This window comes from Methylobacillus sp. (genome assembly GCF_036844465.1).
GTDB lineage: Bacteria > Pseudomonadota > Gammaproteobacteria > Burkholderiales > Methylophilaceae > Methylobacillus.
This window is the reverse complement of sequence record NZ_DAIUFW010000003.1, coordinates 300,165-312,930: the sequence shown is the minus strand read 5'-3', so window position 1 is coordinate 312,930 and position 12,766 is coordinate 300,165. Positions and strand designations below refer to the sequence as shown.

Sequence of the window (12,766 nt, the reverse complement as noted above, 5' to 3'; positions counted from 1 at the left end):
CGCTTCCCTTATTCGAACAATGCATCAATGAACTCAGCGGCCTTGAACGGACGCAGGTCATCGATCGATTCGCCCACGCCGATATAGCGGATGGGAATGGGGCGCGACTGCGCGATGGCAGCGATCACGCCACCCTTGGCCGTGCCATCCAGCTTGCTGAGTACCAGACCAGTGACGCCCAAAGCATCGTCAAATGCCTTGACCTGGGTCACAGCATTCTGTCCGGTGTTGGAATCCAGCACCAGCAGCACCTCGTGCGGCGCCCCCGGCAAGGCCTTGTCGATGACGCGCTGCACCTTGCGGATTTCCTCCATCAGGTTTAGCTGGGTAGGCAGGCGGCCTGCGGTATCGGCCAGCACGATATCAATGCCCTTGGCCTTGGCCGAGTTCACGGCGTCGAAAATGACAGCGGCAGGATCGCCACTTTCCTGGGCGACCACATGTACGTTGTTGCGTTCACCCCAGGCTTGTAACTGTTCGCGTGCTGCCGCACGGAAAGTGTCGCCTGCTGCGATCAGCACTGACTTGCCCTGAGCCTGGAACAGATTGGCGAGTTTGCCGATGGTCGTGGTCTTGCCGGCGCCGTTGACGCCAGCCAGCATGATGACGAAAGGCTGCGCCGTAGTGGTTTCCAGCGGCTTTTCCAGCGGTGCGAGCAGTTCCAGCAGAGATTGCTTGAGTGCCTCCTTGAGCTGGGTGGTGTCGCTGAGATTCTGGCGCTTGACGCGGGTGCGTATCTGCTCCAGCAGGGTTTCCGTCGCGGCAATGCCCACGTCGGAAGTCAGCAGGATGGTTTCCAGTTCTTCGTAGACCTCTTCGTCGATCTTGCCGCCGCCGAACAGGCTGGCGAGCTGCAGCCCAAGCTGGCTGCGGGTTTTTGCCAGGCCGCGCTTGAGGCGTTCGGTCCAGCTCAGTGTGGGTTTTTCCTGGGTCAGCGGCTGCGGGGCAGGGGCCGGTTCAGCTACCGGAGGAACTGGAACTGGTGGCGGATCTGCAGGTTTGTTTTTCTTGAAAAAATCGAACATGAATTTGATCGCTAAAGGAATACCGGTATTTTAAAGCAAAATCAGCAGCGAATGGCCGCTACGGGAGCCCCTTTCATGGAGAACTTATCCTGATGCAGCCCGGTCTGAGCGAGGTTGCCCACTGTGTTTGGTGGAAATAGTGCAGCTTACCCTGTCATCAAGTGCCGCTATAATGCGAGGCATCATGCGGCTAAAGGAGAATTACAAGGTGTTTATTCGAGGAGTATGGCTGGCGCTGGCGTTATTGCCGATCGCCGCCCAGGCGGCAAGTACGCACGAGTTCAAGCTCGACAACGGCATGCGCGTCATCGTGCAGGAGGACCACCGCGCGCCGGTGGTAGTGTCCCAGGTCTGGTACCGCGCGGGCAGCATGGACGAAGTCAATGGCAAGACCGGCGTGGCGCACGTGCTGGAGCATATGATGTTCAAGGGCACCAAGGCGGTGCCGCCGGGGCAGTTCTCCCGGCTGATTGCTGCCGCTGGCGGGCGTGAGAACGCCTTTACCGGCACAGATTACACCGCCTATTACCAGCAGCTGGAAAAGTCGCAATTGCCGCTGGCGATCAAGCTGGAAGCCGACCGCATGGCGAACCTGCAGCTCACCAATGAGGAGTTCTCCAAGGAAATCAAGGTGGTGATGGAAGAACGGCGCTGGCGCACAGACGACAAGCCGCAGGGTATGCTCAACGAGCAATTCAACTCCATTGCCTATCAGGCGCATCCTTACGGCCGACCCATCGTCGGCTGGATGAACGACCTGGAGAACATGACGGTGGAGGATGCCCGCGAGTGGTACCAGACCTGGTACACCCCCAGCAACGCCATCCTGGTGGTGGCGGGCGATGTCAAGCCAGACGAGGTGCTGAAGCTCGCTAGGCAGCATTTCGGCCCGGTCAAGCCGCATGCCTTGCCGGTGCGCAAGCCGCAGCTTGAGCCTGCCCAGATCGGGGAGCGGCGCACCGTGGTCAAGGTGCCCGCCGAGCTGCCTTATGTGCGCATGGGCTTCCATGTGCCGGTCTTGCAGGATGCCGATAAGGACTGGGAGCCTTATGCGCTGGAAATCCTCGCCGGGGTGCTGGACGGCAACGCGTCCGCACGCTTGAACCAGAACCTGGTGCGCCAGCAGCAGATCGCAGTGGATGTTGGCGCCGGCTACGACCTGATCCAGCGCGGGCAGGTGGGCCTGTTCGAAGTAGAGGGTACGCCGAGCGTGGGCAAGACGGCGGCCGACCTGGAAGCAGCCTTGTGGCATGAAATCGAGCAGGTCAAGCAGCAAGGCGTGACGGAAGAGGAACTACAGCGCGTCAAGGCGCAGGTGATTGCCTCCGATGTTTACCAGCGCGATTCCGTGTTCTATCAGGCCATGCGTATCGGGCGCCTGGAAACCACCGGTTTCTCATGGCGCACACTGGAAAGCTATCCCGCCCGCCTGCAGGCCGTGACGCCGCAGCAGGTGCAGGAAGTGGCCCGTAAATACCTGGTGCGCGACAGCCTGACTGTGGCGACCCTTGATCCGCAACCCATAGACCCCAATGCAAAACCAAAAGGCAAGCCTCATGAGCATTAATCTTTTTGTTATCTGCCGTGTCTGGCAGCCGCTTGTCGTGGCGCTCGGCCTGTTGCTTTCCATGCAAGCGCAGGCTGCTCTCAATATCCAGCACTGGCAGACCAGTAATGGCGCAGCAGTGTATTTTGTCGAGAATCACGACCTGCCGATCATCGATATCAGCACCAATTTTGCCGCTGGCAGTGCGCGGGATGACGAAAAATCCGGCCTTGCTGGTATCACGCGCTATCTCATGACTTTGGGCGCCGCTGGACTGACCGACCAGCAGATTTCCAACGGCATCGCAGATGTGGGGGCCATACTGGGTGGCGAGCTGGACGCGGACCGCGCCGCGTTGAAGCTGCGCACCCTGAGCAGCGCGCGCGAGCAGCAGGCGGCGCTGGATATCTATACCAGCATCCTGCACAAGCCGGATTTCCCCGCTGCGACCCTGACACGGGAAAAGGCGCGCATCATTGCAGGCCTCAAGGAAGCGGCCACCCAGCCTGCGAGTATCGCCAACAAAGCGTTTATGAAGGCCTTATATGGCAACCATCCTTACGCCGTGGAGGAAGAGGGCGTGCCAGAGGCAGTGGGTGCTTTGCAGCGCGACGACCTGCAGAAGTTCTACCAGCAATACTACGGCGCGAAAAATGCCGTGATCGCCTTGATGGGCGATATGACGCCGGAGCAGGCCAAGGCCATTGCCGAGCGTATTTCCTCCGGTTTGCCGGACAGCCCTGCCGCGGGCGCGCTGCCTGCCGTCAGCTATCCGCAAGCGCCGGTGGAGCGCCGCATTGCCCATCCGGCCAGCCAGTCGCATATTCTGCTGGGTTATCCTGGTGTAAAGCGCGGAGATGATGACTATTTCGCGCTTTATGTCGGCAATTACATCCTGGGAGGCGGTGGTTTCGTCTCGCGCCTGACAGAAGAAGTGCGTGAAAAGCGCGGTTTGGTGTACAGCGTTTACAGCTACTTCATGCCTTTGCAGGAGCTGGGGCCGTTCCAGGTCGGCTTGCAGACCAAGCGCGATCAGGCTGAGGATGCGCTGAAGCTGGTGCGCGAAACCCTGCGCAAGTTCATCAGCAAGGGCGTGACCGAGGCCGAACTCAAGGCCGCCAAGCAGAATATCATCGGTGGCTTCCCGTTGCGCATCGACAGCAACAGCAAAATTTTGGACTACCTGTCGGTGATCGGCTTTTACAAACTGCCGCTCAACTATCTGGATGAGTTTAACGGCAAGGTGGAGGCGGTGACTGCCACCCAGATCCAGGATGCCTTCAGCCGCCGCATCAATCCCGACAACATGGTGACGGTGGTGGTTGGTGGCAGCCAATAACCGCGTCCGCATCAGCGGCGGCGATTGGCGCAGCCGCCTGCTGAACTTTCCCGATGTGCCCGGTCTGCGGCCAACGCCGGACCGAGTGCGCCAGACCGTGTTCAACTGGCTAGGACAGGACATGCACGGGCGGCGCTGCCTGGATTTGTTCGCCGGTACCGGCGCGATGGGTTTCGAAGCCTTGTCGCGCGGCGCGAGCACCGTGGTGCTGGTGGAAAAAGCCGCTGTGGCGACCAGGTCATTGCAGCAAAACCAGGCGCAGCTCAAGGCCAGTCAGGCGCGCGTGCTGCAACAGGACGCGCAGCAGTTCCTGGCGCAGAACCGCGAACGGTTCGATGTGATTTTTCTTGATCCGCCCTATGAGCAAGGCTGGTTGCCCAAGCTGCTGCCTTTGCTGTCGGGCCACCTTGCTGAGGGCGGCATGCTCTATGTTGAGGCTGAATATCAGCTTGAAGATGATGCGCAATGGCAGGTGGTCAAGCACGGCAAGGCAGGCAATGTTTGCTATCACCTGTTAAAATTGGCCACGGAATCAATTGATTGACAGTAGAGGCAGAAAAATCGCCTGCCCATCCCTGCAAGGAAACATAAGTCTTGAGCAAGCTGAAAGTCGTCTATCCGGGCACGTTCGACCCGATCACCCGCGGCCATGAGGATATTGTGCGCCGCGCCGCCGGCCTGTTTGACCAGGTGATCGTGGCGGTGGCGAAAAGTCCCGGCAAGAACCCCATGTTCTCGCTGGAGGAGCGCGTGGAACTGGCTTCCAGCGTCCTGTCCGATTGTTCTAATGTTGAGGTGCGCGGCTTTTCCGGCCTGCTGATGCAATTCGTGCGCGAACAGGGTGCGCGCGCTGTAGTGCGCGGCCTGCGCGCGGTGTCGGATTTCGAGTATGAATTCCAGCTTGCCGGCATGAACCGTCAGTTATTCCCCGAGATGGAAACCATTTTCCTCACTCCTGCAGAGCAATATATGTTTGTTTCCGCCAGCCTGGTGCGGGAAATTGCTCAGTTGAACGGTGACGTCAGCCAGTTCGTCTCCCCGAAGGTGCAGGCCAGCATCGCGCGCAAGCTGGGACGAGAGTAGAGGATTTCAGCCTATGGCCTTGATGATCACTGATGAATGCATCAATTGCGACGTATGCGAGCCGGAGTGCCCGAACGGTGCCATTTACCAGGGCGAGGAAATCTACCAGATCGACCCCAGCCTGTGCACGGAATGCGTCGGGCATTTCAACAATCCGCAATGCCAGGATGTCTGCCCGGTGGCTTGCATTCCGCACGACCCCGGCCATGTGGAGAGCAGTGACCAGCTTTACCAGAAATACCTGCGTATTGTGCAGATAAAACAGGTGGGATAATCGCGAAGGGCATTGCGTCATGTTCAGTTTTGGTAGGGCGTAGTCGCTGTTAAGGCAGTACGCCGTATTTACTGGGCAACTATCGGTTTGGATATTTCTCGCATGATGGTTGGGTATTGCCATGTTGCCTTTCGCCCCTCGGCGAGTCACTTTCATTTGCCTCGCCAAATGAAAGTAACCAAAGCAAAGGCGACCCCGATTGTCTGCGACCCGGAGCTTTGCTCTGGGTAACCTGCGTTGCTCGCTTTTCATGGGGACTGGCTGAACTCGCTACGCTCAGACAGACGCCAGTCCTGCTTCCATGAAAAGCTGCGCTACTCGGCGCAGCCAGACGGGGGCAACGTCAACAGCGACTTGGCATTGCTGCGCTCGCCCTTGGTCTTGTGGGGCATGCCCCAACTCTTTATTGTTTGTCATCCGGGCATGACGGGAGTGTGTGCAAACGAAAATATCGAGGCAGAGTATCTATGAAAAGATCATCAATAGACGCTTAGGCCAATCAACAGCTAGGCCATCCCTGAGCATCTGTATCTGTTGCTGACGTGCGCATCATGCTGGAGACGGTTTCGATAATGAATTCAGCAAGCGTGTGATACGGCTGACGATGTCGTCGATTTGCTGAGGGCTGCAAATCAGCGGCGGCAACAGCCGGATGACGGTATCGCGCGTGACCGTGATGAGCAGCCGTTGCTCTTTCAGTGCCTGTGGCACCACGTGCGCGCATGGTATGTCCAATTCTATTCCCACCATCAATCCCTGTCCGCGGATGGCAATAACATTCGGATGTTGCTGCAATCCGATTTGCAGACCGTTGAGCAATTGCTTGCCGAGGACGGCAGCCTGTTGCGACACATTGTCGCGCGCCATGATATCGAGCACGGTGCAGGCGACCCGGCAGGCCATCGGGTTACCGCCAAAGGTGGAGCCATGCAAGCCTGGAGCAAACAGCTCAGCGGCCGTTCCGCGTGCGAGGCAGGCGCCGATCGGGAAGCCGTTGCCGAGCGCTTTTGCCAGCGTGATGACATCCGGGCTGATAGCCGCATGCTGGTGGCCGAACCATGCGCCGGTACGCCCGATGCCGGTTTGCACCTCATCCAGCATCAGCAGCCAGCCATGCTGGTCGCACAAGGCGCGCAGCTTGCGCAAATAGTCGGCGCTGGCGACGCGGATGCCTCCCTCGCCCTGCACCGGCTCCAGCAAGACCGCCACAATATCCGGGTTAAGCGTGGCGGCTTTTTCCACCGCCTCAATATCGTCGTAAGGAATGCGCACGAAGCCCGGCATCAATGGCGCAAAACCATGTTGTTTGGCGGCATTGCCTGTTGCGGACAGCGTGGCGAGCGTGCGGCCATGAAAAGCATTCTCCATGACCAGTACTTGCGGGTTGGCAACCTGTTTGCGGCTGCCATGCAGCCGTGCCAGCTTGAGCGCGGTTTCGTTTGCCTCAGCACCCGAGTTGCAGAAGAACGCGCGCTCCATGCCAGCCAGTTCGCATAATTTCTTGCCTAGTCGTTCCTGCCATTCAATGCGGAACATATTGGAGGTATGCAGCAATTGGCCTGATTGCTCGGCGATGATGCGGCTAATTTCCGGATGCGCATGCCCGAGGCTGGTGACGGCGACACCGGCAATCGCATCCAGGTACTCCTTGCCATTGGCGTCCCATAGCCGGGCGCCGTCGCCGCGGACGAAAGCCACATTTTGCCGCGCATAGGCAGCCATGAGCGCTGATGACGGTTGCGGTTGGTTCTTGCTGGCTTCAATGCTTGCCCGGATGGATTGCAGGTTGCGTACTTGCTGGCCCTGGTCATTGAAATTGTCGGGCGACAGCCAGTGCTGCAAAGCCTGCCGGTGCTGCGGCCACTCCTGGGCCAGCATCGAATACCAGGCCGTGTCACGGTTGCGGCCCTTGTAGACCATGGCTTGCCGGAATGTGCCCTCATACTTGAATCCCAACCTTTCTGCGGTCCGGCGTGAGCGTAGGTTCAGGCTATCGCATTTCCATTCGCAGCGGCGGTAACCTAGTTGCTCAAACACATAGCGTAGTAGCAGGAAGTTCGCCTCGGTGGAAAGCGGGGTGCGTTGCAGCGCGGGCGAGAAGGCTACAAAGCCGATCTCGATCACGCCATGTTCGGGCTGGATGCGCATCAGCGCCAATGTGCCCAATGCTTCGGAGGTGCGCTGGTCTATCACGGTATAGTGGAATGCAGAGGTATCCCGTGCAATCTTTTCTGCATAGGCGCGATAGTCGTCAGCGCAGCTAAACGGCCCGACGGAGAGATAAGTCCAGTCACTGCCGCCTGCGGCAAGGCGATAGGCGGAATACAGAGCAGAGGCGTGGCGCTCGGGCGAGAGCAGCTCCAGGCGGCACCATTCTCCTTCCAGGGCCAGTTTTCCGGGTAGCGGGCGAGGTTGCCAGTCCGGCATATCCATGCCTATGGGCTGACCATATTGATTGGCTGTGTCCGGCGCGGACGGGGCGCCATCAAATCCGGGGTTGAACATAGTGATACTCATCTTTATTGTCATTGATGGCCGGATGCATCCGGCCAGTAATAGCTGTCTGCCAGGGCGCGGGCGCCGAAGATGGCTTGCCCGATGCGTACGATGCTGGCGCCCTCCTCGATCGCAATCTCGAAATCGCCGGACATGCCCATGGATAATTCGTCCAGCACCACGCCCGCCGGAGCGTCCTGGCGCAACTGATCGCGTAGTGTCCGTAGGGAGACAAAGCATCGGCGAACTTGTTCCGTGTCTGCGGAAAATACTGCCAATGTCATCAGGCCGCGCACCCGCAATGCTGAAAAAGCAGGCAAGTGGCGGATGAAGCCGGCGACCTCTGCGGGCGGCAGGCCGTACTTGCTCGCCTCGCCGGATGTGTTGACCTGCACCAGCACATTCAGCGAGCGGCCCTCGCTTTGCAGCCGACGCTCCAGCGCATCGGCCACATGCAGGCTGTCCAGCGCCTGGAACTCGCTGGCGAAGCGCGCTACCTGCTTCGCCTTGTTGCTTTGCAAATGCCCGATGACAGACCAGCGCAAATTCTGCAGGTCCGCCATGGCTTCGGCCTTGCGCTGGGCTTCCTGCACCTTGTTTTCTCCCAGAAAGTGGCAGCCCGCGGCATAGGCGAGGCGGATGTGTGCTTCATCGACTGTCTTGCTGACCGGCAGCAGGCGCACCGAGGACGGGTCGCGCCCGGTTCGTTGGCAGGCTGCGGCAATACGCTTATGCACGGTAGCCAGGTTGTGCTGGAGATCGGCAGCTGTCAGCGCCTGTGGGTAAGAAGGAGCGTGTTGATGATAGGGCAGTGTACTCATTGAACTGGATTCCATGGGGAAATAGCTTGCGCAGTCTAACCATTGTTTTATACCCTTAAAATGGACTGAATAAACCATCCAATTTTATGGAGTATACCCATCCAATGATTAAGTATGCCCAACTGGAATCCGTGAAAGCTTTTTTACATGATCCCATGCACGGCGCCTTGCCGCGTCATGTGCGTATCCAGCGGGCATTGCGGCAACTGATGTTGGATGGCGTGCTGGCGGTGGGCAAGGCATTGCCAGCATCACGTGTCTTGGCGCAATCTCTGGGCGTGTCGCGCGATACGGTGGAGGCAGCATATGGACAGCTGCATGCAGAAGGCTTCATAGAACGACGCGTGGGCAGTGGCAGTTTTGTCTCGGAGCGGGTGAAATTGCATCGGCCAGATGGGCTTCGAAAATCAAGGCAGCAAGCTCGCCTTTCCTCCCTCGCAACATCGCCGCTCAGCCGTCGCGGTACGGCTATTTTCAAAAGTGGCGGCGTGCGTGACTTTATGCTGCAAGCACGGCCATTCACACCCGGCGTGCCGGAAACGCGCAATTTTCCCTTGCAGACTTGGGAACGCCTGCAGCGGCAGGTGTTGAAGGAATACGGCACGCATATATTGGCGCATGCACATCCACAAGGAGTGGAGGCATTGCGTTGCGCGATTGCGGATTACGTCAACCTGGAGCGCGGCGCGAGGGCGGCACCTGAGCGCGTGCTGGTGCTGACCAGCTCGCAGCAGGCATTGACCCTGTGCGCGCAGGTGTTGCTGGATGCCGGGGACAGCATCTACATCGAAGATCCGGCCTATCACGGTGCGCGCAAGGCGTTCGATGCCGCCGGGCTGGTCTGCCGCCCCGTGCCGGTGGACGCGCAGGGCATGATGGTCGAACATCTATACCAAGACACTGCCAAAGCCGCCTGCCTGACGCCTTCGCATCAATATCCCACCGGTGCGACCCTGAGCCTGGACCGCAGGCTGGCAGCCATCGAATGGGCACGGCAGCGAGGCGCATGGCTGATTGAGGACGATTACGACAGCGAATTCCATTACCACGGCAAGCCCACGGTCTGCGTGCAGGGGCTGGATGAATACGAGCGCACGCTCTATATCGGCACTTTCACCAAATCCCTGTTCCCGGGCTTGCGCATCGGCTATATGGTGCTGCCATCCGCCTTGGTCGAACCCATGACGATCGCTCGCACCTTGATGGACGGCCACAACGCACCGCTGGCGCAACTGACCTTGGCGCGCTTTATCGAGAGCGGCCATTTCAGCGCCCATATTCGCAATATGCGCAGCCTATATGCCGCGCGGCGCGATCACTTAGTGCAATTGCTGCGTACTCACTTGGTTGGCGTCGTCGAACCTCTGGTGCCGGATGGCGGCATGCAGATACCGTGCATGCTGCTGCGCGATATTCCGGAACAGGAGGTCATCGCCAAGGCGCGCGGCGTGGGCATCGAACTATTTGGCCTGTCTGCGCTATATGCCGGAGAGGCGGAAAAGCGCGGTTTTGTGATGGGTTTTGCGGCTTATACGCCGTTGGAACTGGAAGGGGCTGTGAGGAAGCTGGTGGAGGTGTTGGGGAGTGTTTAGCCAGCATTGGTAAAGAGGACCAAGTTCAGCATCATGTTAGATATATTTCACGGCCAGTGATGAAAAAATAGGAACAACTCATTTTCTAACGGGCGGGAAGCAAAATAAATATCTTTTCTTTCCCGATCCCTGGTGTCCAGGGGAGTATTAATGACCTCACCTTTCCAGTGAGCAATTGGACGATAAGAAAAGCCTTTGTAATCACCACCACCGGCTAGACCAACAGACCAAACTGGCAACCGAAATGAACATTGGCCTTCGTAGTAAACACCTTTGACGCCCGCGACCTTAAACAAGGGGTATAACTGATCCTTCAGTTCTTGAGGCGCCTGCGGTCTAGACCATTCTGGATCAAGCATCACAATCTGCTGAATTAAGCCGCGCCGCGAAGCGGCGTCGGCTTGAATGAATTGTTAGGCTTTCGCAATTCTCTTGGCTACGGACGAGGCTAGCTCGGGAGCCGTATTGTATGCCTTAATTGCTGGATGCATTGATGCAATATGCTCAATGATATTGGCAACTGACTTTGTTGCTGCCTCAATTTTATCTAGCCTCACTTCTTTTTTCTGGAGAGTCTCTACTGGAATTTTGTGAGCATCAAAACACGGGATGCCATTGACAAACAATTGGAATTTGTAACCAATTTCCATTTTTCTGTCGTCAGAGAAAACCCCATCGGATCCCACCTCTTCTTTGTATGGGTACGTAACAACAGAGAATGGCTGCCTTTTGAATATTGCTACAACAGTCGCGCCAATGGCTGCACCTATGACAATTCCGATGCATATATAAATCGCCACTTCCATGATTTCCCCTGATGGTTGATGAAAAGCCTAACGTTTGAATTAACGGGCGCGCTTTAGCGCGTCCCTGTTGAATGATTTGTTAGCTTTTCTTTGTGCTTAGCCCACCAAATGCCTATCACCTCAGACATTTCAGGCTTAAATGCTGCGATGTAATCGTCAGCCACGCCCTGTGCCCCTGTGGCATGGGGAAGGACAACAATCGTCAGCTTCTCATACTGCTGAAAACCAAATCGAAGGCGCCTTCGTGGCTTGCCGTTGAAATACACGTCTTTTTGAAGCCACCTAGTTTCCCCTTTGCGGGCGCCAAAAATGGATTCGACCTTAATGCTTAAAGCAGGTGAAGTGAATGCCCCAAGAAGCTCCCTGCCAAAGAAAAAAATTACGCTTGGTTTCAATGCTTCGCACGTCTGGAAGAATGACTCGTTATCCTCAATACATGCCTGCTGAGTGTTAATGCCATCCATATTGTTTGAGCATGTTTGTAGCCAGTTTGTTTGAACGATTGACCTTTCGAACGAACCTGCTTTCTCGCTACTTCGTGCAAGCTCGTAACCCCATAGTGAAAACCAAGAAACAATACGGTTTCTAAATGGATAGTCATTGACCTCACCGTCCGAAAAAAAAGATTTATGCGGGTCTGCCCTGTTAATTCCGGCAACATCCCGCAACTCATCATTTTTGCTGTAACCGTGATTCAGACCACATAGAAGAAGCCCCCCGTCTCTGTTCTCGGGGCCGATCAATGAGTGAACAGGCAGTTCGTTCATTTCGTTACCAAAGCCTTAGAACTAACTGTCCTGCAACCACCAAAACGGATGACTTTCCAATTTCGTAGGTATTTGATGAGTTTGAGCCAGTTTTCGGCTTTACCTTCTGCCCATCGATAACCCACGTATTTGAAGATGACGCACTGGTCTTTGGTTTCAGTTCCTTTCCATCCCATATCCATGTATTGGATGAGGATGCACTAGTTTTTGGCTTTATTTCCTTACCGTCAAAAATCCAAGTATTTGAAGATGAAGCGCCTGACTTTGGCTTTAACTCTTTACCATCGCAGACCCAATTGCTGGGTAATTCAATCTTGTTCGCCATATTTTTCTCCTTTGGTTGTTTTGAAGAAGGGAATACCTGCTTCAATGAAAGCTAACTATATTTAGATAACCAGATGGTATGGAAGCGTGATGGGTTAAGTCAATTGCTCTTTTCTATAATTTCAATGCTATAGCCCAATGATAGTAATTTAGGCCGCCTAAAATTTTGCAGATGGAAATAACCGGGCTGATTCAAGTTATCCATATAACATGCTCTATCAAACAAAAGGTGCAAGACCTTACGGTTATAATGAATCTATCAACATCAACACTATTGGAGAAAGCCATGCGCATATTGCATACCATGTTACGGGTCGGCGACCTGGAGAAGTCGCTGGCGTTTTATACCCAGGTGCTGGGCATGAAGCTGTTGCGCCGCCATGAGTACCCGGAAGGCAAGTTCACCCTGGCGTTTGTCGGTTATGGCAGCGAGAGCGACCAGGCGGTGATCGAGCTGACGCATAACTGGGATACTGCCAGTTATGACAAGGGAAATGCCTATGGGCATATTGCGATCGAGGTCGATGACGCCTATGCGGCTTGCGAGACGGTGAAGCAGGCGGGCGGCAAGGTGGTGCGCGAGGCTGGGCCGATGATGCATGGCACGACTGTGATTGCCTTCATCGAAGACCCGGATGGCTACAAGGTGGAATTCATCCAGAAGGGCACCTGGACTCCCGCTTGAGCGAATAT

The 12,766-nt window shown here is 56.4% G+C and carries 14 protein-coding genes; 7 read left to right on the top strand and 7 right to left on the bottom strand.

The genetic code is table 11. The features are described 5' to 3' along the window. Window positions 1-8: 8 nt before the first annotated feature. Complete coding sequence (gene ftsY, locus V7Z75_RS05860) at window positions 9-1,025, bottom strand: signal recognition particle-docking protein FtsY (protein ID WP_334107684.1); 1,017 nt, start codon at window positions 1,023-1,025, stop codon at window positions 9-11. A gap of 184 nt (window positions 1,026-1,209) precedes the next feature. Here ftsY and V7Z75_RS05855 point away from each other — a divergent pair, with 184 nt between their 5' ends. From V7Z75_RS05855 to V7Z75_RS05835, 5 genes are read left to right on the top strand one after another with little or no spacing between them, the layout of a single operon-like run. Further along, the gene (locus V7Z75_RS05855; protein ID WP_442919880.1) at window positions 1,210-2,592 is read left to right on the top strand and encodes a M16 family metallopeptidase; all 1,383 of its coding nucleotides are present in this window, start codon (window positions 1,210-1,212) and stop codon (window positions 2,590-2,592) included. After that, window positions 2,582-3,910 (top strand): M16 family metallopeptidase, encoded by a 1,329-nt coding sequence (locus tag V7Z75_RS05850; protein ID WP_334107683.1) that lies wholly within the window; start codon window positions 2,582-2,584, stop codon window positions 3,908-3,910. Before V7Z75_RS05855 ends, V7Z75_RS05850 begins: the two co-directional genes overlap by 11 nt. Further along, entirely contained in the window at window positions 3,897-4,454 is a 558-nt protein-coding gene (rsmD, locus tag V7Z75_RS05845; protein ID WP_334107682.1) for a 16S rRNA (guanine(966)-N(2))-methyltransferase RsmD, read from the top strand. Before V7Z75_RS05850 ends, rsmD begins: the two co-directional genes overlap by 14 nt. Window positions 4,455-4,504: 50 nt before the next feature. Beyond that, on the top strand, window positions 4,505-4,993 hold the full coding sequence (coaD, locus tag V7Z75_RS05840) for a pantetheine-phosphate adenylyltransferase (RefSeq protein ID WP_334107681.1): 489 nt from the start codon (window positions 4,505-4,507) through the stop codon (window positions 4,991-4,993). A gap of 13 nt (window positions 4,994-5,006) precedes the next feature. After that, the gene (locus V7Z75_RS05835) at window positions 5,007-5,267 is read left to right on the top strand and encodes a YfhL family 4Fe-4S dicluster ferredoxin (RefSeq protein WP_334107680.1); all 261 of its coding nucleotides are present in this window, start codon (window positions 5,007-5,009) and stop codon (window positions 5,265-5,267) included. Window positions 5,268-5,816: 549 nt separating this feature from the next. Here the strand turns inward: V7Z75_RS05835 and V7Z75_RS14195 are convergent. Then, window positions 5,817-7,784, bottom strand: coding sequence for an acetylornithine transaminase (locus tag V7Z75_RS14195; RefSeq protein WP_442919879.1), 1,968 nt, complete (start codon window positions 7,782-7,784; stop codon window positions 5,817-5,819). 8 nt (window positions 7,785-7,792) lie between these two features. Beyond that, on the bottom strand, window positions 7,793-8,584 hold the full coding sequence (locus V7Z75_RS05820) for a YggS family pyridoxal phosphate-dependent enzyme (protein ID WP_334107679.1): 792 nt from the start codon (window positions 8,582-8,584) through the stop codon (window positions 7,793-7,795). A gap of 131 nt (window positions 8,585-8,715) precedes the next feature. Here V7Z75_RS05820 and pdxR point away from each other — a divergent pair, with 131 nt between their 5' ends. Continuing rightward, entirely contained in the window at window positions 8,716-10,176 is a 1,461-nt protein-coding gene (gene pdxR / locus V7Z75_RS05815; RefSeq protein WP_334107678.1) for a MocR-like pyridoxine biosynthesis transcription factor PdxR, read from the top strand. A gap of 47 nt (window positions 10,177-10,223) precedes the next feature. On the opposite strand, the gene V7Z75_RS05810 is transcribed toward pdxR, so the two are convergent. From V7Z75_RS05810 to V7Z75_RS05795, 4 genes are read right to left on the bottom strand one after another with little or no spacing between them, the layout of a single operon-like run. Continuing rightward, a complete protein-coding gene (locus tag V7Z75_RS05810) occupies window positions 10,224-10,535 on the bottom strand; it encodes a hypothetical protein (protein ID WP_334107677.1) in 312 nt (103 codons plus the stop codon). Window positions 10,536-10,589: 54 nt separating this feature from the next. After that, window positions 10,590-10,982 carry a hypothetical protein gene (locus V7Z75_RS05805; protein WP_334107676.1) on the bottom strand — a complete coding sequence of 131 codons (393 nt, stop codon included), beginning with the start codon at window positions 10,980-10,982 and terminating at the stop codon, window positions 10,590-10,592. Window positions 10,983-11,035: 53 nt separating this feature from the next. Next, entirely contained in the window at window positions 11,036-11,749 is a 714-nt protein-coding gene (locus V7Z75_RS05800) for a hypothetical protein (protein WP_334107675.1), read from the bottom strand. Between the two features lie 4 nt (window positions 11,750-11,753). Then, the gene (locus tag V7Z75_RS05795; RefSeq protein ID WP_205205180.1) at window positions 11,754-12,074 is read right to left on the bottom strand and encodes a hypothetical protein; all 321 of its coding nucleotides are present in this window, start codon (window positions 12,072-12,074) and stop codon (window positions 11,754-11,756) included. Between the two features lie 285 nt (window positions 12,075-12,359). Between V7Z75_RS05795 and gloA the strand changes: the two genes are divergently transcribed. Further along, window positions 12,360-12,758 (top strand): lactoylglutathione lyase, encoded by a 399-nt coding sequence (gloA, locus tag V7Z75_RS05790; protein WP_334107674.1) that lies wholly within the window; start codon window positions 12,360-12,362, stop codon window positions 12,756-12,758. Window positions 12,759-12,766 lie beyond the last annotated feature (8 nt).